General features: G+C 45.0%; 21 protein-coding genes. 10 read left to right on the forward strand and 11 right to left on the reverse strand.

The annotated features are described in order from the left end of the window. Window positions 1-10 precede the first annotated feature (10 nt). Window positions 11-550: a helix-turn-helix domain-containing protein gene (locus NLX73_RS05540; protein WP_254325552.1), complete on the reverse strand. Its 540-nt coding sequence runs from the start codon at window positions 548-550 to the stop codon at window positions 11-13. Between the two features lie 269 nt (window positions 551-819). Between NLX73_RS05540 and NLX73_RS05545 the strand changes: the two genes are divergently transcribed. Beyond that, window positions 820-1,233: a DoxX family protein gene (locus NLX73_RS05545; protein WP_254325553.1), complete on the forward strand. Its 414-nt coding sequence runs from the start codon at window positions 820-822 to the stop codon at window positions 1,231-1,233. 47 nt (window positions 1,234-1,280) lie between these two features. Beyond that, on the forward strand, window positions 1,281-2,147 hold the full coding sequence (locus NLX73_RS05550) for a VOC family protein (RefSeq protein WP_254325554.1): 867 nt from the start codon (window positions 1,281-1,283) through the stop codon (window positions 2,145-2,147). Window positions 2,148-2,220: 73 nt separating this feature from the next. Here NLX73_RS05550 and glsA read toward each other — a convergent pair whose 3' ends face one another. After that, window positions 2,221-3,159, reverse strand: a complete 939-nt coding sequence (gene glsA / locus NLX73_RS05555) for a glutaminase A (RefSeq protein WP_254325555.1) — start codon at window positions 3,157-3,159, stop codon at window positions 2,221-2,223. Window positions 3,160-3,294: 135 nt separating this feature from the next. On the opposite strand from glsA, the gene NLX73_RS05560 reads away from it, so the two are divergent. Continuing rightward, window positions 3,295-4,353 carry a DUF1835 domain-containing protein gene (locus NLX73_RS05560; protein WP_254325556.1) on the forward strand — a complete coding sequence of 353 codons (1,059 nt, stop codon included), beginning with the start codon at window positions 3,295-3,297 and terminating at the stop codon, window positions 4,351-4,353. 108 nt (window positions 4,354-4,461) lie between these two features. On the opposite strand, the gene NLX73_RS05565 is transcribed toward NLX73_RS05560, so the two are convergent. Beyond that, the gene (locus tag NLX73_RS05565; protein ID WP_254325557.1) at window positions 4,462-4,764 is read right to left on the reverse strand and encodes a hypothetical protein; all 303 of its coding nucleotides are present in this window, start codon (window positions 4,762-4,764) and stop codon (window positions 4,462-4,464) included. 291 nt (window positions 4,765-5,055) lie between these two features. Here NLX73_RS05565 and NLX73_RS05570 point away from each other — a divergent pair, with 291 nt between their 5' ends. From NLX73_RS05570 to katA, 5 genes are all read left to right on the forward strand, one after another. Beyond that, window positions 5,056-5,961, forward strand: a complete 906-nt coding sequence (locus NLX73_RS05570) for an NUDIX hydrolase (protein ID WP_254325558.1) — start codon at window positions 5,056-5,058, stop codon at window positions 5,959-5,961. Window positions 5,962-5,989: 28 nt separating this feature from the next. Continuing rightward, complete coding sequence (locus tag NLX73_RS05575; RefSeq protein ID WP_023988856.1) at window positions 5,990-6,472, forward strand: riboflavin biosynthesis intermediates N-glycosidase; 483 nt, start codon at window positions 5,990-5,992, stop codon at window positions 6,470-6,472. 5 nt (window positions 6,473-6,477) lie between these two features. Further along, window positions 6,478-7,377: a TIGR02452 family protein gene (locus NLX73_RS05580; RefSeq protein ID WP_254325559.1), complete on the forward strand. Its 900-nt coding sequence runs from the start codon at window positions 6,478-6,480 to the stop codon at window positions 7,375-7,377. Between the two features lie 61 nt (window positions 7,378-7,438). Continuing rightward, window positions 7,439-8,041, forward strand: coding sequence for an adenylyl-sulfate kinase (gene cysC / locus NLX73_RS05585; protein WP_254325560.1), 603 nt, complete (start codon window positions 7,439-7,441; stop codon window positions 8,039-8,041). Window positions 8,042-8,329: 288 nt separating this feature from the next. Next, window positions 8,330-9,787 carry a catalase KatA gene (gene katA / locus NLX73_RS05590; RefSeq protein ID WP_165176889.1) on the forward strand — a complete coding sequence of 486 codons (1,458 nt, stop codon included), beginning with the start codon at window positions 8,330-8,332 and terminating at the stop codon, window positions 9,785-9,787. A gap of 120 nt (window positions 9,788-9,907) precedes the next feature. Here katA and NLX73_RS05595 read toward each other — a convergent pair whose 3' ends face one another. The 7 genes from NLX73_RS05595 to NLX73_RS05625 form a co-directional block, all read right to left on the reverse strand. Then, window positions 9,908-11,218 (reverse strand): MATE family efflux transporter, encoded by a 1,311-nt coding sequence (locus NLX73_RS05595; protein ID WP_254325561.1) that lies wholly within the window; start codon window positions 11,216-11,218, stop codon window positions 9,908-9,910. Next, window positions 11,185-12,027 (reverse strand): ABC transporter ATP-binding protein, encoded by an 843-nt coding sequence (locus NLX73_RS05600; RefSeq protein ID WP_254325562.1) that lies wholly within the window; start codon window positions 12,025-12,027, stop codon window positions 11,185-11,187. The genes NLX73_RS05595 and NLX73_RS05600 overlap by 34 nt, the downstream gene beginning before the upstream one ends. Continuing rightward, window positions 12,020-12,856, reverse strand: a complete 837-nt coding sequence (locus NLX73_RS05605) for an ABC transporter ATP-binding protein (RefSeq protein WP_254325563.1) — start codon at window positions 12,854-12,856, stop codon at window positions 12,020-12,022. Before NLX73_RS05605 ends, NLX73_RS05600 begins: the two co-directional genes overlap by 8 nt. 7 nt (window positions 12,857-12,863) lie before the next feature. Next, window positions 12,864-13,718 (reverse strand): nickel transporter permease, encoded by an 855-nt coding sequence (gene nikC, locus NLX73_RS05610; RefSeq protein WP_254325564.1) that lies wholly within the window; start codon window positions 13,716-13,718, stop codon window positions 12,864-12,866. After that, window positions 13,715-14,659 (reverse strand): nickel ABC transporter permease, encoded by a 945-nt coding sequence (gene nikB / locus NLX73_RS05615; protein WP_254325565.1) that lies wholly within the window; start codon window positions 14,657-14,659, stop codon window positions 13,715-13,717. The genes nikC and nikB overlap by 4 nt, the downstream gene beginning before the upstream one ends. Window position 14,660: 1 nt before the next feature. Beyond that, the gene (gene nikA, locus NLX73_RS05620; RefSeq protein WP_254325566.1) at window positions 14,661-16,196 is read right to left on the reverse strand and encodes a nickel ABC transporter substrate-binding protein; all 1,536 of its coding nucleotides are present in this window, start codon (window positions 16,194-16,196) and stop codon (window positions 14,661-14,663) included. A gap of 210 nt (window positions 16,197-16,406) precedes the next feature. After that, a complete protein-coding gene (locus NLX73_RS05625) occupies window positions 16,407-17,870 on the reverse strand; it encodes a DHA2 family efflux MFS transporter permease subunit (RefSeq protein WP_069291982.1) in 1,464 nt (487 codons plus the stop codon). A gap of 136 nt (window positions 17,871-18,006) precedes the next feature. On the opposite strand from NLX73_RS05625, the gene NLX73_RS05630 reads away from it, so the two are divergent. Beyond that, entirely contained in the window at window positions 18,007-18,576 is a 570-nt protein-coding gene (locus NLX73_RS05630; protein WP_061828312.1) for a TetR/AcrR family transcriptional regulator, read from the forward strand. Window positions 18,577-18,777: 201 nt separating this feature from the next. Next, a complete protein-coding gene (locus NLX73_RS05635) occupies window positions 18,778-19,029 on the forward strand; it encodes a YolD-like family protein (RefSeq protein ID WP_061828313.1) in 252 nt (83 codons plus the stop codon). Window positions 19,030-19,235: 206 nt separating this feature from the next. On the opposite strand, the gene NLX73_RS05640 is transcribed toward NLX73_RS05635, so the two are convergent. Further along, a complete protein-coding gene (locus NLX73_RS05640) occupies window positions 19,236-19,565 on the reverse strand; it encodes a DUF3817 domain-containing protein (RefSeq protein WP_061828314.1) in 330 nt (109 codons plus the stop codon). Window positions 19,566-19,911 lie beyond the last annotated feature (346 nt).

Raw genomic sequence — 19,911 nt, forward strand, 5'->3', positions numbered from 1 at the left:
TAAATATCGATTAAGCGTCATTATCTGCTTCGAGAAACACGGAGATCAGAATTCGGGCGTTGTTATCTCCCACATTTTTGACATAGTGGGGGATGGCTGCTCTCCAGCTAAAGGAATCTCCTGCTTCCAGAGTAGCTGAATCTTCGCCCTGCTCCACGTATACCGTGCCCTCCAAGATAAAATGAATCTCATCTCCCCCATGAGCATGCTCCTCTTCTGTAGATGAGCCTGGCGGCATGTCCACCAGCATCATTTTAACGTTTCCTTGCCCTCCCAAATGATCAACCTGGAGGTTGTTTTTACCATATAAGGTTTTACGGCGCTCGTCCTTGCGAATTATTTGCATCCGTTCCTCATCTTTAAGAAGCAGAAAAGCGAGAGGGACCTTAAGCGCATTAGCGATACTGTCCAATGTAGCGATGGAAGGGGAGGTTTTATTATTTTCTACTTGACTCATAAACCCTTGCGATAGTCCGGTTCGTTCGCATAATTGCTGGATGGATAAATTTTTACGTTTACGAGCAGCGCGTATGTTGCATCCTATACTCATAGAACGTTCCTCCTTCAAGGAAATATAATGTATACTAATTTAATATTTATCATACCAAATAATTTGTTGACAGACTACAGTTTCTTATGATAAATTCACATTACAAAATAATTATTTCTATTACTAATAATTCGAGTTTGATTCACACTAATGTGTTGCGGCATAGATTCAGACAGGATTATTTTTTTAACCAAATTATTAGTAATATAAATTAATTATTCATATGCACTTGTATGAGTGTAATAAACAAACAGAATGGAGAGATAAACATGAGTTCAACAAGCAGAAACATTTCTACAATTATGCGGGTGGCACTGGGAATTTTGTTTTTGGCACACGGAATTGCTAAATTCCAAATGGGGTTGGGTAATGTAGCAGGCTGGTTTGCCAGCATTGGCGTTCCAGGATTTCTAGGTTATGTCGTTGCGGTGATTGAGTTGGTCGGCGGGATTGCATTGATTCTTGGATTGCTAACTCGTTATGTATCTGGGCTTTTGGTTATTGTTTTGATCGGCGCCATTTTTACAGCAAAACTGACCGGCGGGTTGATGGGGAATGGTCAAGGCGCTGGCTATGAGCTGGATATTGCTTTTATTCTGGTAGCTCTTCATCTGGTATTTGCACCAACGACTCGCTTGTCTCTGGACTCTTTGTTCGGGCGTCGTGAGTCAACAGAAAAGTAATTTTTGATTGTTTAGTCCTCCAATCCATGTAGAAAGAGGGAAATCTCATGACAGCACATATACATGACAACACCAAAATTGGGCAGGTTTCATTAAAAGTTAGTAACTTGGAGCGTTCTATTCAATTTTATACAGAGGTGGTTGGTTTTCAGCTACTGCGTCAAACGGCGAATACCGCCGAATTAACTGTCGATGGGAAGCATGCGCTACTGATCCTTAACTATATTGAAAATGCAGTTATTCTGCCGCGTCAATCTGCTGCCGGGTTATATCATTTTGCTATTCTTTTACCAAATCGTGTAGCTCTGGGCCTGTCCTTACGTAATCTGCTGGCTCATGAGATTGAAATCGGACAGGGAGATCATGATGTAAGTGAAGCCCTCTATATCCATGATCCCGATAATAACGGAATTGAAATCTATGCAGATCGTCCCCGTGATCAATGGGAAAAGGATGCTAATGGATTTTACATGATGGGAACAGATCCCGTGGATGCAGAAGACTTGGTTGCGATTTCCGAAAATCTACCTTGGCAGGGACTACCTCAGGGAACGGTAATCGGACACGTCCACTTCCATGTGTCTAATTTGCTCAAAGCACAGCAATTTTATTGCGATGTGCTTGGCTTTGACATTACGTGTCGGTATGGCTCTTCAGCCTTGTTCGTTTCCGCAGGTGGTTACCACCACCATATGGGCTTGAATATATGGGCAGGTGAAGGAGCCCCACCAGCTCCTGAGCACGCTGCCGGATTGGATTATTTTGAATTGATCGTACCAGATCAGAAGGAATTGGATGCCATTGTCGCTCGTTTAGAGGCAGCAGGCTATGGAGTGCAAGAACGCGAGGGCGCCAAGTATGTAGCTGATCCGTTCCGCATTCAAATTAAACTGATTAACGGTCAAATCTCGTAACAAAAGTAGGCACGTAACAAAAAAGGGTATTCCTATAAGCCGTAAAGGCTGGGAATACCCTTTTTTCGTATACTTAGAACAAGCTCCAGTCCAAATCCCGAGACATCTTCTCCAGCAAGTGTACACCAGCTGTACTGTTGCCCATACGGTTCAGAGAAGGTCCAACCAGTCCAATGCCATATCGTCCGGGTACCATCGTCATAATACTGCCTGATACGCCGCTTTTGGCAGGTAGTCCGACTTGAATGGCGAATTCCCCTGAGGCGTCATACATGCCACATGTCGTCATAAATGTTTTGGCGATCTGTACATAGCGGCGGGGAATCAGCGGTATACCTGTCACTGGATCTCGACCATTGTAAGCTAATACAAGTCCCATACGAGCTAAATCAGTACAGTTCAATTTGACAGCACAATGTCTGAAATAAACTTCAAGCACATCCTCCACATGACCTCTTAAAATTCCTTTTTCCATTAGAAAATAAGCAAGGGAACGGTTCAAATGGCCTGTAGCTGATTCTGAATCGTAGACATCCTGATCATATTCCAATGTGTCATTGTGGGTAAGCAGGCGGAAAAATTGGAGAACACGGGCAAATCTCTCTTCTGGACTGTTCCCGCGAATTAGAGAGGAGACTGCGATTGCTCCGGCGTTAATCAGTGGGTTAAACGGAATGCCCGGCTCAACTAGTTCTAGTTTTAGCATGGAATTAAAACGGTCTCCGGTAGGCTCCATACCCACCTTAGAGAAGACAACGTCCTCTCCATTATCCATCAGGGCCAGAATGAGCGTAAATACCTTTGAGATACTTTGCATCGTAAATTGGATTTCCGTATTCCCGGCTACCACGGTCTCACCCGCACCGTTCATTACAACAACACCCAGCGCGTCGGCCGGGGCTTTGGACAGTTCGGGAATATATGCTGCTACCTTGCCATGAATATACTCATGACGGCTTTGTTCTACCCATTCCGGCAGTTTGGTCTGTAATCTCTGCCACTCCGATGTCATTTCTTTTCCTCCAGTCGAGTAACCAATCTGTGGTATTTTATTGTAGAGTAAGAAGTGATAGCTATACGCCTATTCTAAAGATATTTCTGGTCGAAAGACAAGTTTGAATTGAATTTGATAAGAGGAGGTAGTTATTTGTTGTTATCTCATAATGAACCGAATTTTGATGAAGACTATGATGAGGTTTTTAAGGGTCGAAGACTTAGAGGTTTTGTACGTAGTGTACTGGAGCAGGCTGCAGCCTTATCAGACAAAAATCCTGAATGGGCTAACCCCATATTGAAACAGTGGGCAAATGATGTGGAAACGAGCCGAAATGAGCGTCTGGAGCATGAACGCACCCGGGAGAGGCATGTGCATCTATTGTTTTCTCAGTCTGCCGCAGGCTCGATGAAGGTAGGACTTTCGGGTGCAGGATTGCGGCTTGAGAGTATCGTTCTGTCTTTTAATGATCAGTTTTCCATAGGACCATTGTGGAGGCTGGAAACATCAGAAGGACAAGAAAACCGTCACAGCTGGTTGGCTGAACGGATGATGCATTATGAGTTTTTCCATTACGCCAATTGGGAGCAGCGTATTGAACAGATGATGGTTACCCTTAGTGAAATTCCGGATGATAAGTCGATCACGATCTGGTGTGGCTCTAATGCTGACGAGCAGGTTGGATTACGCTTTGCATTATATCTCTTGCGCAACAGAGCTACACCTATTCGGGTCATTAATGTCACGGATACCTTGGAGCGGGAGCCGGATGATTATTTATATAATGAGAGTCCATTCCCTTTATCCATGGGCGTGGTGCATTCGAAAGAAATCGAACGGTTCATTAAGCGAAGTGAAGATGAACTTTATGTGGTGGGTATGGAAGACCGACGTCGATACGAACGGGAGTGGTTGGAGCTTAGCGAGCAAGATAGTGTCCTGAGATTATGGGACAATGACCGTATTGTTCATGTGCCGGAGGATTATTTGGATCAGGCCTTGCTGGATATGATTAGCAGGATGCAGTTAACGGATAATCTGGAATTTGTGAACACCGGAAAAATGATAGGTCAAGCTTTAACGCAGTGGTCGCAGCCAAGAAGCGATACTTTTTTGGAATACCGGATTCAACAGTTGATCGCTTATGGCAAACTTGATTTTCAGGGGATGCCGGGAATGATGAATCGTTATGCTGTGAAAATAAAAGAGTAAAGCGAAAAGAGATCAAATAAAAACTGCCGACGAGATCGGCAGTTTAGTTTAAAGACCTTCTGATGATCAGGTTATTCATCGGAAGGTTATTTTGCTATGTAATTAGAATCAATAGTAGCTGCTTGAATTCAATGAACTTATGATGGCAGGCAACAGAGCAACAGCCATAATGATATAGATCACAATTACAATAGCGGCCCAAAGAAGGCCTGCTTTAGCATAGTTAGCTTTGCTCGGATTAGTCGAGCCGCTAAATGCCCACACAAACAGCATAATAAGTCCAACTACCGGTATAGCCATCAGAAGTAAACTGATCATCCACTCCTTGAATGATACAGGAGGCGGGTAAACAGGGGCTGGTCTGGATGGTGATCCTTGCTGATTGAATTGCGGATTAAACTGGTTAGACAATTAGATCTTCTCCCTACGTGATTAGTATGTTGTGTTTCCTATATTGACCAAAACATCATACATGATATGACAATATGCAACAAGTAAAATTCAGTAAACAGTCTAATAGTACTATCACATGATTTAAAATAGGACTATACACCCTATTGACGAAGCAGTTTTTGTATATTACTGTATTGATATTAACATTTTGTTTTTATCAATTGATTCAAATTAAAAGTTACATAAAGCGTTCTCCGCTTTTGATTCAGAAGCGACGATGCACCATATATGAACAGGTAGGTGAGGCAAGTGACAGATGGATCGAAACATAATCACAGTGGCTTGACGGAAGAGGAGTTCTTGGCCGCTTATGATGCGAATGAATATGAGCGCCCATCCGTAACGGTAGATATGCTGCTATTTACGGTAATGGATCAGCTCCAACAAAATTACCGGAAGCTGCCGGAGAAGACCCTCCAGCTTCTATTGATCCAAAGAGGGGAGCATCCCTATATAGGGCAATGGGCGTTGCCGGGTGGTTTTGTAGGCATAGATGAAAGTCTGGAAGAGGCTGCACGACGCGAGCTAAAAACGGAAACGAATGTGGATCAGATTTATATGGAGCAGCTATATACTTGGGGAGATGTGGCACGTGATCCTCGTATGCGGGTAATCAGCTGCGCTTACATGGCATTGGTGGACCACGATTCCTTGGAGGTACAGGCGGGGGATGATGCCGCTGATGCCCAATGGTTTGAGCTGGATTACAGCGTAGCTCAGGAGACGCGGACGAATCAGCCGGAAGGTTACACATGGGAACAAGACATTGATATCACATTGAAGCATGGGGACATCCATCTATCAGCCAAAGTAAAAATAACTGAAATTCTTAAGGGAAGAACCATTGAAATCAAGCGAGAGGTGCTGGAGTCACAAGGAATTGCTTTTGATCATGCCAAAATTATTGCGTACGGTATAGAGCGTCTGCGCAGCAAAATAGAATACACAGATATCGCGTTTCACCTGATGCCAGCTCTATTTACACTGAGTGAGCTTCAGCAGGTGTATGAAATTATTCTAGGTAAGGAGCTGTTGGCCGCAGCTTTTCGTCGCAAAATAGCTGATCTCGTGGAAGAAACCAATGAGTATAGAAAGGCGGCTGGACATCGTCCGTCCAAGTTATACCGATTTAAGCCTCGGTCGCGTTTTATGTAGCATAAGGAATATGAAATGAGGAATCTTTATGGAAAAGTTTACATTTTTTTATCGTAGTCATTCGCCATTTTCGCAATGGTATCCTTCTGATTTTGTCGTGGATGGATTGGAGTTTAACTGTGCCGAGCAATATATGATGTTGAAAAAAGCACAGCTTTTTGGGGATGAAGAGGCGGCCCTGAAAATTATGCAAGCCCCCACCCCAAGGGAGCAAAAAGCCCGGGGCCGCAGTGTGCGCGGATTTGACCAATCCTTGTGGGAGGCCAATTGCCGGCAATTTGTATATGACGGTAATTACGCCAAGTTTACACAAAATCCGAATTTGCTCAAGCACCTGCTTAAAACGAAAGGAACCACTCTGGTTGAGGCTAGTCCGACCGACACCATTTGGGGTGTAGGCTTAGCTGAGAGCGATGCTCGTATACGGAACCGCAAGCTATGGCGTGGCACGAACTGGCTTGGGGAAATATTGACGAATTTGCGTGAGGATGTATTGCAAAAGGAGGAATAGTCACCATGAGAAATACAATGAATTCCCGGAGTAGCCGGGATGCACGATCACATATGGCGCAGGAGACACTATCCATTTTGGAGAATGGATATTACACGAATATCAAACAGGTTCAAGTAAATATGACAAAAGAGATAGGAAATGCGGTCACAGGCTCGAAGTTATATACACCTTCTCAACTGGTAGCTGTAAAGCAAGAAACAGAGCAAAGAATAAAAAGTATATTGGGGCCTTCTTCCCGCATAGAAGAACAGACGATTATTGCAAAATTGGAAATTACGGGAGAAAGCACGTTACAGGCGGCATACAGACTCCAGGTAGAGGAGAAGCTGACCCACGTGGCGTGTTTGAATTTTGCATCAGCTAAAAACCCGGGAGGTGGATTTCTCGGAGGTAGCCAGGCTCAAGAAGAAAGCTTGGCTCGTTCGTCGGCGTTATATCCTTGCATTTCACAAATGGAAGAGATGTATGGACATAATCGGAAGCTGCGGAGCTGTTTTTATTCAGATTATATGATTTATTCGCCTGAAGTTCCGGTATTTCGGGATGATCAGGGAACATTGTTGGAGAAGCCATATCAAGTCGACTTCCTGACCGCACCTGCTGTAAATGCTGGAGTTGTGCGAGAACGGGAGCCAGAGCAGGTGAATCGGATTGGGGAAGTGATGCTGGAGCGGATCCGTTACGTTCTTGGAATGGCTAAGCAAAACGGCGTAGAACATCTTGTGCTGGGAGCCTATGGTTGCGGAGTATTTCGCAATAAGCCAGAAGAGGTTGCCCTCTGGTTCAAGCAAGTGCTTGTAGATGAAGGATATGGTTTGCTGTTTGACCGGATTGTTTTTGCAGTGTTGGATCACAAAGCAGACCAACATACTTTAAATAGCTTTAAAAATGTTCTTTCTTGAAGTGAAGGCAGTGCATAAAAACTGTTTTACTATAATATTTCATGAAAAAGGAAGGTGCTGAATGAATCCATCTTCGAATATAACCTGGCATGTGTCCGATATTGATAAGCAAGCGCGTCAGCTTTTGAATGGCCATAATAGTCCGGTGCTTTGGTTTACAGGGCTGTCTGGTTCGGGAAAATCAACGGTATCCTCCACACTTGAAAAAGCGTTATACGCACGAGGCATACACACGTTTATTTTGGATGGGGATAATGTTCGGCACGGTTTAAATCAGAATCTAGGTTTCCTGCCCGCTGACCGTAAAGAAAATATCCGCCGTATTGCTGAAGTTGCAAAGCTAATGGCACATGCGGGTGTTCTAACGATTTGCGCCACCATTTCCCCTTATCGTGAAGATCGTGAAATGGTAAAGGAGATTTTACAGCAGGAAGGTTGCTATGAGATTTATATACAGTGCAGCCTGGAGGAATGTGAGCGACGCGATCCAAAAGGAATGTACAAGAAAGCGCGTGCCGGAGAAATTCATCATTTTACGGGGGTTGATGCTCCCTATGAAGCACCGCTGGAACCTGATCTAATCGTATCTACTGAAGGTCGAGAGGTAATCCAGTCGGTTCAGGATATCTTGGATTTTCTTGATAGGAAGCAGCTGCTATTATGATTTTATGATGAATTCTACATGAATATTGTCTGAAAGCCTCCATGGCAAAACTTCGAGAAGTGATCAAAGTAATCATTATAGAAAGTAAAAATGAAACATATATATTGTAAATAAATACAGTACTGCATTTACGGCAAGCCTTATGGGGCTTGCTTTTTTATTTATGATTTTAAACTAATTCTAAATCCTAGATTATAATAATTATAAAAAAGTATTGATTTTTGTTTGTGCACAATTTATAGTGAAAGGCACATAGTTAACCAATTCATTCAAGAGGTGATTTCAATCATGAGTAACCAACCAACGAACCTGACTACAAGCTGGGGCGCTCCTGTTGGAGATAATCAAAATTCGATCACAGCAGGCTCACGGGGTCCCACACTAATTCAGGATGTGCATCTGCTGGAGAAGCTGGCGCATTTTAACCGGGAGCGTGTGCCGGAACGTGTCGTTCATGCAAAAGGTGCAGGGGCGCACGGATATTTTGAAGTCACTAATGATTTGTCAGCATATACAAAAGCAAGCTTCTTGTCTGAAGTGGGCAAGCGTACACCGATGTTTATCCGTTTTTCTACTGTGGCGGGTGAGCTGGGCTCGTCCGATACTGTACGCGACCCACGTGGTTTTGCGGTGAAGTTTTATACAGAAGAAGGCAACTATGATCTCGTGGGCAATAATACACCTGTGTTTTTTATTCGGGATGCCATTAAATTTCCCGACTTTATTCATACGCAAAAACGTCATCCCCAAACCCATCTGAAAAACCCGAATGCAGTTTGGGATTTCTGGTCCTTATCTCCTGAATCGCTGCATCAGGTAAGTATCCTTATGTCTGACCGCGGTATTCCAGCTACACTTAGACATATGCATGGTTTCGGTAGTCACACGTTCAAGTGGGTCAACGCCGAAGGACAGGCAGTATGGGTGAAATATCATTTTAAAACAGAGCAAGGTGTGCAAAATCTTGATGTGGATTTGGCTGCGAAAATTGCCGGTGAAAATCCGGATTATCATACAGAAGATTTGTTTAATGCCATCAAAAAAGGTGATTTTCCGGCATGGAAACTTCATGTGCAGATTATGCCAGTAGAAGATGCAGATACGTATCGCTTTGATCCATTTGATGTGACAAAAGTATGGTCTCAAAAGGATTATCCGCTGATTGAGGTTGGGCGCATGGTGCTGAATCGCAATCCTGAGAACTACTTTGCTGAGGTAGAGCAGGCGACATTCTCTCCGGGTTCATTTGTTCCTGGTATTGAGGCATCCCCGGATAAAATGCTGCAAGGACGCCTGTTTGCCTACGGCGACGCACATCGCTACCGTGTAGGTGCAAATCATAATTCGTTGCCGATCAACCGTCCGCATGCAGAAGTACACAACTACCAACGCGATGGTGCATTACGCAGTGACAGCAATGGCGGAGGATCTGTTTATTACGAGCCTAATAGTCTCGGTGGACCCAAAGAATCACCTGCGCACAAAATTGCTCCTTTTGAAGTGTCTGGCGAGGCTCAAAGTGTAGCCTACGATCATCACGATCACTACACACAGCCAGGGGATCTGTACCGCTTGCTCAGTGAAGAAGAGCGTGCACGTCTGGTCCGAAACATTGTAAATGCGATGAAGCCGGTAGAAAGTGATGAAATCAAACTGCGTCAGATCGGACATTTTTATAAAGCTGATCCTGAATATGGACGTCGTGTAGCCGAAGGTTTGGGCTTGACCGTTCCTCAAGGCGAGTAGAGGTATCTGCAAACTCTAACCTGAAAGCCGTATGAATATATAATAAAAGGATGTCCCAACACCACGTACATGGTGGATGGGACATCCTTTGTTTTTGAGAGCGATGTAAATCAGGTGCTGCTATATCCTCTGCAAGCGAGGTAAATAGATTACAAGAAACAGTGACCGTCCTAGTGCAAATACGATAAAGGATAGCCAAAGTCCGTGATTCCCATAATGGGGAACGCACCAGAAGAGAGCGATCAAAAAGCAGAGCAATGAGATCAGCATCGAATTACGGATCGGATACGTTACCGTCATCCCCGTAAACACACCGTAGAATACCAGTCCCAGCCCGGCTGCCAGCGGAAAGACCACAAGCCATCCATTATAAGGACCTGTAAGACTAATCACTGTGGCATTATCCGTAAATAGCGAGATAAGCGGCTCTTTCAGTGCGAAATATAATCCTCCCGTCACTACGCTGGTCACCAGTGTCCAGAACCAGGACAAGTGAATAACCCTTTGCAGCATTTTACGATCCCCGGCACCCCGAGCCTGACCCGTCATAATGCTACTGGCGTTAGCGAACCCATCAAAAAAGTAAGCCATAATATAGTGGATCTGCAACAAAATAGCGTTCGCCGCCAACTGATCGGTTCCAAAGCTCGCACTGCGCGCCGTAAACAGATTAAACATCGTCAGCAGACAGGCTGTACGAATCATAAGATCAAGGTTTGTTGCCATGACACTTTTCAACTCTGAGGCTCCAAACCAACCTTGCCAATTCATCTGTCCGCTTTGCTTCCATTCTCTCCAAATCGATGAGCGGAACACCAGAACTAGACCCAATATACATGCAAGAGCCTCCGCAATTAGAGTAGCGCTTGCTACACCAGTGACATTCCAATGCATCATCTGTGTAAATACAATAGCTAATACCATATTGATTACGTTCATTGAAATTTGCAAAAATAATGTAGCCTTCACACGGGATAATCCCATCAGCCAGCCAAGCAGCACATAGTTCACCAATGTAAGAGGGGCTCCCCAAATACGAATGTTAAAATAAATTGCTGCCTGCGCCGCTACATCCTGAGCCGGATGGATTAGCTGAAGAGAAGCTAGCAGAATTGGCTTTTGTAACACAATGAATACCGCACCAATGAGTAGAGCAATGGCCAGTGGGCGCATGAGAGCAGCTATGCTCTGGTCGTTATTTTGTGCTCCCGCGGCTTGTGCGGTGAAAGCTGATGTGCTGACTCGCAGGAAGCCAAACAGCCAATATAAAGTATTGAAAATAAGAGTGCCCACCGCTACACCGCCTAAATACGCGGAATGGCTCAAATGACCGATTACAGCTGTATCCACCGCACCGAGCAGCGGGGTTGTAATCGTCGAAATAATTAAAGGGATAGCTAAAGCAAGATAGGCTCGGTGGGAAGGCAACATGTTGAAAAAACCTCCAGTAATGATTGTGTATAAGGATGGCGATCCGAATGAAATAATGCTTCTTTGGGAAAATGCTCAACCACACTGCCTTCTTTCATGACCATGATTCGATCACTCATAAAGTGCACAGCCGCCAGATCATGTGAGATAAACAGATAAGCCAGTCCTAGCTCATCCTGCAAATCCTTGAGCAGATTTAAAACGGTGGCTTGTGTAGTCACATCCAAACTAGCCGTTGGCTCGTCCAATACGATAAAATCCGGCTCTGTGCTGATGGCACGTGCGATGGTTACACGCTGCTTTTCCCCACCGCTGAGCTGATGTGGAAACTTGTCCAGATAGCTGGCTGGAAGCTTTACCATGTCAAGCAAATGTTCTGCTATATCGCGACGTTCTGAGGACATACCCGCCATAAAGGAAGGAACATAGTACTTAAGCTGGTCCAGTGGCTCCAGCAGGGAGTGCACGATGGTTAGTCTGGGGTTCAAAGCCGCAGATGGATGTTGAAATACTGCACCCAGCCTGCTGCGAATCCGTTTTAATTCGCTCCGCTTTAGCCCTCGGATAGACTGTCCATCCAGTCTAAGCTCACCTTGATCAAATGGGTCCAATGTCAAAATACAGCGAGCGAGTGTACTTTTCCCACTGCCGCTTTCCCCGACGATGCCCAGACATTCTCGGGGGGAGATCGTCAGAGCAACATCTTGCAGCACCGTTTTGCCTCCAGCGTAAGCCTTCGTCAAACCGGAGACGGTCACGACAGGATTAGACGTGTCTTGCCGCTGAGCGCAGGTGGCTTGGTTATCCATGTAAAGCGCTCCTTTCCATTGCGTTTGGTTCTTCAGTGCTGTTGTAAGGTAAACGTGCTGGAGCGCCCGGAGACAGCGGCGGAATAGCCGCCAGTAGACGACGAGTATACGGGTGGTCCGGATGGTTCAGCACCGCTTGCGTGTCACCTATTTCAACCAGTGAACCTTCGCGCATCACTGCGATTCGATCTGCATACTTGCGTACATGACGCAGGTCGTGAGTGATCCACAAGACGGAAATACCCGTTTCCGTCCGGATTTGGTCAATAAGTTGGAGCACTCGATGAGCTGTGAGCGTATCCAGCGCTGTTGTAGGCTCGTCGGCAATAAGCAACTTCGGCTCCAGCAGCAGTGCAGCCGCAATAGCTGCCCGTTGCAATTGACCGCCGCTGAGCTGGAACGGATAGCTGCGGTACACACGCTCGGCGGGAAGCTGTACGCGCTCCAGCACCTCGATACAGCGCTGTTTGCGCGCCTTGCGATCTTGTTTGCCATGGGCGCGCATCAGCTCGTCCAGTTGGCTGCCTACACGCAGAAAGGGGGTGAAAGCCCCGTGGTAGTCTTGAAAAATGTAAGATATTTCACTACCCAGCAAAGAACGTCGTTGTTTAGCGGATAGGGCTAGCAAATTATTGTCCTTCCACGCAATGATTCCTTCCGCTGTAACAGAAGAGGGGAGAAGGCCGCCGATAGCGAACGCCGTCATGCTTTTGCCGCTACCGCTTTCGCCGGCTAGAGCACACCATTCTCCCGGACGAATGGCAAGCTCCAGTTGCTCTACAATCGTTTTTACATTTGTCCGAATCGTTAAGCCTTCAATAGTCAGCATGTACAGTTCACTCCTCTGTCCGGGTTTTAACATCATAACGGTCGCGCAGTTTGTCTCCCAATACGTTCGCCAGTAGCACTGTTAGCACGACAGCTATCCCTGGAACCAGCATCAGGTGGGGAGCCATTTGAAAATACGCTCGTCCTTCATTCAACATAGTACCCCATTCGGGAATTGGCGGCTGTGGACCTAAGCCCAAAAAAGATAGGGAGGCAATCATTAAAATGATTTTGCCGATATCCAGCGTAGCCAGCACAAGAACATTCCCAATTGCATGGGGGAGAATATGCCGCATGACAATCCGCAGGGAGGAGGTACCCGCCAGTATGGATAATGAAATGTAATCCTTTTGCTTTTCTGCCAGAACGGTACTACGCACCAGACGTGCATAACCAACCCATTTTACCGCAGTCACCGCGAAAATAAGATTTACTAAGCCTGGTCCGAGCAAACCGCTCAGTACAATGGCAAAAATATAATCAGGTAATGTCATGAAGGCATCGACCACCCGCTTGAATACACGATCCATCCAGCCTCCAATAAATCCTGAAAGCAGACCTAGAGGGACCCCAACAACCAGCGAAACGGCCAAAATCAACAAACTGGTTCCGACAGTCGTCCGAAGTCCAGCTATCACTCTCGATAGTACATCTCTGCCCAAATGATCCGTTCCCAGCCAGTGTGTAGCGCTGATCGATTGTAGTCGATTCCCCATCTGGATTCGATACGGATCTTGCGGTGCAAGAAACGGAACGACTGTAATTGCTGCAAGAATGAGCAGGATGGAGAGCGACACGATCCATGTTTTGGGCAATCGAGTTCTAGTGAGCTGCCTGTTTTCCGCATGTACGGATTTTATCATGATAAACGTTTCTCCTTCAAAGCGATTTCAGGATTGACCCAACGGTAGGACAGCTCTACCAAAATATTGATACATACAATGAATGCAGCCATAAATACGGTATAGCCCTGAATAATGGGGTAATCCCTTGCAGCGATGGCATCCACAATCCATTTGCCCAGCCCCGGATAGGCAAATAGCACTTCAATCACGACTGTGCCTCCCAGTAGGCTGCCTATACTCTCACTGAATACCGTAATGAGTGGAACTAGACTGTGACGGAGCATGTGTCTGAAAAAAATGCGGATGGGGCTGATTCCACGGGCTTGCGCCGCTTTGATAAAGTCTTGCCCCGAGCTTTCAATCAGACTTGCGCGGATCATTCGTACATAAACGGCTGCCATTGCCAATCCCAAGGTAAGAGAGGGGAGTACCAAATGAAAAGCGGTTCCTTCACCCATAGACGGCAAAATGCGCAATTTAACTGCAAACCATTCGATAAACAAAAGCCCCAGCCAAAAGCTGGGAATCGAGGAGCCGATTAAGGCAAACACACGACTGGCTCTGTCAATCCAACGGTTACGGTAGAGCGCTGCCATCGTTCCGAGCGGGAGAGCTATCAGCAGCATAATGAACAGGGAGCCTCCGGTCAGCAGAAGTGTATAAGGCAGTTTTTCCATAAACTCTGTGAATACCGGACGATGGGTTAAATAAGATTGTCCAAAATCAAACTGAAGCAACTGAATCAACCACTTACCATATTGCACAGGTAATGGTTGATCCAGCCCCAGTTGGCTGCGCATATCCATAATTTGCTGATTGGACACAGCTACATCATCGACTCGGAGTATGCTCCGGACGGGATCGCCTGGAACAAGCTTAAGCAGACAGAAGCTCACAAAGGAAAGAATAAGAAAGAACAAAACCAGTTCAAGAAACTTTTTGGCGATGGATTTGAACATGCTAATTCACATCCAGGTCCTGGGTTAACAAGTAGTATTCACTTTGGCTAGTTACCCAGTTATGTACGTAATCGCGATAGGCCACTACGTTGTTAGGATGGACCAGAAAGGATTGCAGATTTTCTTGGTCAATCAGCGTGACAGCCTTCAGCGCCAGCTTGTTGCGTTGCTCCTCATTCACGGTTGTGTTCAGCTGTGAAATCATACCCGTGAGTTCTGGTACATGCACACGCCCATAATTCAGTGCTCCTTCAGGCATGTAAGCCGCATTCAGAAAATAGCTTGCATCGCCGCGCGGGGCTGTAATACTACTATAAGTCGCTAAATCCCAATCCTGATGTGCGGCGAGATATTCGTCAATATTATCAACCTGACGGATATCAATCGTAATGCCAAGTTCTTTAGCGTTAGCCTGAATCAGCTGGGAAATGAGTGGAAGCTCCGCTCTCGACTGGTAAGTTAGCAATGTAAGATGAAGCGGCTTGCCGTCGGGGTTCGCAACTTTTCCGTTCTGCACTGTATATCCAGCTTGCTTGAAGCCTTCTCGTGCAGCATTCAAATCAAACTGTTTCGTAATATATTTCGGTGAAAAAGGAAAGTCGGACAAGAACGGGCCTTGAGCAGGGGTTCCCTGACCAGACATGATACCACTGGCAATCTCATCCCGATTGATCAGGTTATCGAATGCTTTACGCACAGCCGTCTTTTTCAGATCGTTATTGTTCATATTGTAAATCAGTTGATGCGTTCGCAAACTAGGAAGCGAGTCTACCTTAACAGTAGAATCAGCTTTCAATAGCTCCAAGCTTTCAATTGGCGGGCGATACACAATATCAGCTGTTTTGGCTTGAAAAGCAAGCTGACGCGCATTGGCGTCTTCGTTAAACATGAATTTGGCATGTTTCAACTTTACTTCACCGTTCCAATATTGTTCATTGCGATCTAAATTCAGTTCACTTCCAGCACGGAAGCTGGCAACCTTGAACGGTCCCGTCCCTGATGGGAGGTCACCTGTAGCTGTGGTGTCTATAATAGCCGTATTCGGATGAACCAGCTCAGACACAAATTCCGGGAAAGGCTTGTCTGTCGTAATGGTCAAAATCTGTCCCTCCGCATGAATATCACGGATATGCAGCGCATTTTTGACCGATGGATTGAGCTTTAACGCTCTTTCCAAAGAGGCTTTGACAGCAGCAGCATTGACGGCTTTACCGCTGTGGAAGTTCACACCTGGTCGGATGTTGAAGGTCCAGTGCTGTCCGTCCTTGCTGTCCCATTTCTCTGCAAGCCAAGCTTCCAGCTTGAGATCCTTGTTCACTTTGATCAGTGTTTCACTTACTCCAGCACGAACAGCTGTGTAATTTACATCTGAATGAGGATCTATAGAAGGGCTTTGCACGTTAAACAATAAGGTGACACTTTTATCTTGTGGTGCCGCAGAGGATGAAGGTGAAGCTGACGGAGATGAAGCGCAGGCTGTCATCATCACCGCCATTACCGCAGGTATAAATAGTTTAAAATACGAACGCTTAAACAACAGGGAGTCCTCCTTAATAGTAATCGTAATTTTTACGCTTTAAGCTCATGGATCATATCGTAACCAAATGAAGGAGCTTTGTAAATATGTAATTGATGAATGTGTATGTAAATTCATATGAAAAAAGGCTGCATAACCAATAGTGAGATGGTTAGCAGCCTTTAAGTATATTTAGAAATGTTTAATTTGGAATGGCTAAAAATTTATGAATTAATGCATGGGTGCTTTGGCAGTGCCATGTTCAACATGAACTCTACGGATGAAAAACGCAAGGATCAACCCGATCACACTGATGATCATCGCAAAGAAAAATGAATTTTGTGATCCGATTGCCATGGCATTGGCCATTTCATTTACGGATTCAGGCATACTGGATTGGCTCAAATAGCTGTCCATGCCCTTCGAGAGAATGCTTACCGCTACGGCTGTACCAATAGCACCAGCAACTTGTTGGAGCGTGCTCATAATGGCCGTTCCGTCTGGGTATAGATCCATAGGGAGCTGGTTAAGTCCGTTTGTCTGAGCTGGCATCATAATCATGGAAATGCCGATCATCAAGCAACTATGAAGCACAATAATGAGTACGAGAGTTGAAGTTGTGGTAATGCCAGACAGGAAAAATAAAACAGCGGCCACGATCACAAGCCCTGGAATGACAAGCCATTTGGGACCGAATTTATCGAATAGGGAGCCCATAATGGGAGACAAGAGACCGTTGATAATCCCACCAGGCAGAAGTACCAAACCTGCTGTTAGAGCAGACAAAGCCAGCCCTTTTTGCAAAAAGAGTGGAAGAATCAGCATCGTAGAAAGGATCGTCATCATACATAAGAACACCATAATAACGCCGATCACGAACATAGGATATTTAAACACACGCAAGTTCAACATAGGCTGCTTCATCTTCAACTGACGTACAGAGAACAGTATCAACGATACCAAACCGACAATCACAGGAAGCAGAACCATCAGGCTAGCCCAACCTTCGCCACCTTCTCCGGATTTACTGAAACCAAACACAACACCGCCGAAGCCAATGGAAGACAGGAGGATAGATAAAAGATCAATTTTAGGCTTGGTCGTTTCTGAAACGTTTTGCATAAATAAAATACCGCAAATCAGCGAGAGAACCAAGAACGGAAGGGAAATCCAGAAGATCCAGTGCCAAGACAGATTTTGCAGTACCAGTCCTGCAATGGTAGGTCCAACGGCAGGTGCAAACATAATTACCAATCCGATGATCCCCATAGCCGCGCCTCTCTTTTCAGCCGGGAAAATGATCAAGATGGTGTTAAACATCAACGGCAATAACAACGCTGTACCAATGGCCTGAAGAATACGTGCGATCAATAGCACTGAAAAAGTAGGTGCAAGTGCAGCAACGAGACAACCAGCTATTGAAAACAGCAACGATGTCACAAACAGCTGTCTTGTCGTAAAGGTTTGAATCAGCAATCCCGATACAGGTACTAAAATACCGAGTGTAAGCAGATAAGCGGTAGTCAACCATTGGGCTGTTGCAGTTGTTATATGCAAAATCTGCATCAAATCATTCAGTGCAATGTTAAGTGCCGTTTCACTGAACATCCCAATAAAGCCGCTAAGGAGCAGGGCAATCATAATAGGTAGCACCTTGAACGTTTTGGGTTCAGAGGGTGAACTCGATTGACTCATTGTATTCATGTTGTTTTTGTTCCTCCAATAAATTAATGGTGTTGAATTATAACGATCGGTCTATATATAATAAACATGTTGTTATTTTTTTGTCAAAGTATAAGTTATAACTACTATATAATGAAGGATGCTGTATATGGCTGCTAAACCCGAATCATACGAGAATATCGTACAAACCGCATCGAAGCTCTTTTTTCATCAGGGGTATCACGCGACCGGACTGAATCAGATTCTTGCGGAGAGTGGATCACCGAAAGGGTCACTTTATTATTATTTTCCGCGTGGTAAAGAAGAATTGGCTTTGGAGTGCATAAGAAGAGGGAATGAGTTTATAAAGCAAAAATTAAAACAGACACTGAACGGGAATGATAATCCAGTACTAGCCATTCAGGATTTTATTCGTAATACAGCTGAGGAGGCAGACCGTACCGGCTTTAACGACTTCATGCCGATTGGGTTCTGGGCTGCTGCGGAAACTTCCTGTATTAGTGAATCGCTACGTCATGCCTGTGTGAATACGTTTACAGATTGGCAGCACATCTATATGGAGCGCCTTCAGGATTCGGGCTGGGAAGAGGAAAAGGCACACAGTCTGGCGGTACTTATTATTTCGATGCTCGAAGGTGCATTGATTTTGGCCGTTACGCAACAGAGCAGTGCTCCTATTTATAATATCGTGGATTACATTCCACAGTTGGTCAAATAATCCTGTCTCTTCGATTTTCAATCGCTCCTAATGAGCTCCAACAAGCAACTTTAAAAAGCCGATGTTTTCGGTTTTGAGAACTCGGCTTTTTTGTGGCTCTGAGACGTAATTTTACTCACATTACCAGCACCAAATGATGAAAAGTATGGTAAAATAGAATGAATTTGATTTTGATTTTGCACGAAGGAAGGGTGATAGCAAGTGGCAAAAGCGAAGGTACCCAAACGGCCTACTCGGGATGAATTTGTACTGGAGGAAATCGGGAATCAGCTTGTAGAAGCACAACGAGAGCAATCCGAAGTTGTATTGACCGTATGGGGACGCGAAGAAACAACCCGTGGACAAATTGTTAAAATGGACCCGAGAACAGGAAAGGTTCATGTAGAGAGTAATGGAGAAACGGATAAAGTTCCTTTTATGGATATTATGAGTGTAAATTACCCGAGAGATTAGTTGTTGTGATTACATAAATATAGCAGATAGGGAAGAAAAGAATGACAAAGTTAGAGTCTCCCTTACTGCGTGGGAAAGTAACAATTTACAATTCGCGTATACAAAAACAACCGAGTGGTTTAGAGCCATCGGTTGTTTTTGTATACTGCTGCATGAGTGGGAAGAAAAAGCAACGTTATTGTGTTGGCACTTTCCCTTGTACATGCTTATGTAGCTTTTATCGGGCTGGTATGACTGGCACGTGCTTCGGCTTTCTTAAGCACCTTACGATCAAAAATGAAAGGACCAAACGGCAACAGCGAGGCAATCAAGGCTGCAAGACTTTGCAATAGCGTTATTTTTCGCAGAATCAGCATGACCACAGTCGCTACAACATAGGCCACGAACAGTACCCCATGGATCATACCCACCCAGCTTACCATTTGTGGCATTCCAGCTGCGTATTTAAGTGGCATAGCGATACACACGAGCAGCAGATATGAAATCGCTTCAATATTACCAATAACACCAAACATCTTAAAGGCATTTTTGAACATAATACACCTCCTTCTCCTATTGCTTAAAATTTAATATATCCTATAATGCAATGTTATTAAACGGTAGAAAGTTACGATATATCGAATATTTATAGCTGAATCCAAAGGTTATGTCAGAGCTTTCACATGATTGAAGTATCCAACGTCCCACAGCTTAGCGTGCCCGGAAACGATAATCGTAATTTCGTTTAAATTATTGAAACAAACAAGGGGGCTTAGAAAGATGGCTTGGAGTAAGAGAAAACACTAAGCTGGTGTAGTTTGAAGGCTTAGCATATATTGTTTGCGCGACCCCTATCTGTAAAAATGCTAGTGTGAAGCCTAAACATTTTGTATGGAAATTCCG

It is taken from the genome of Paenibacillus sp. CH40, assembly GCF_024213605.1.
GTDB classification, from domain to species: domain Bacteria; phylum Bacillota; class Bacilli; order Paenibacillales; family Paenibacillaceae; genus Paenibacillus; species Paenibacillus polymyxa_B.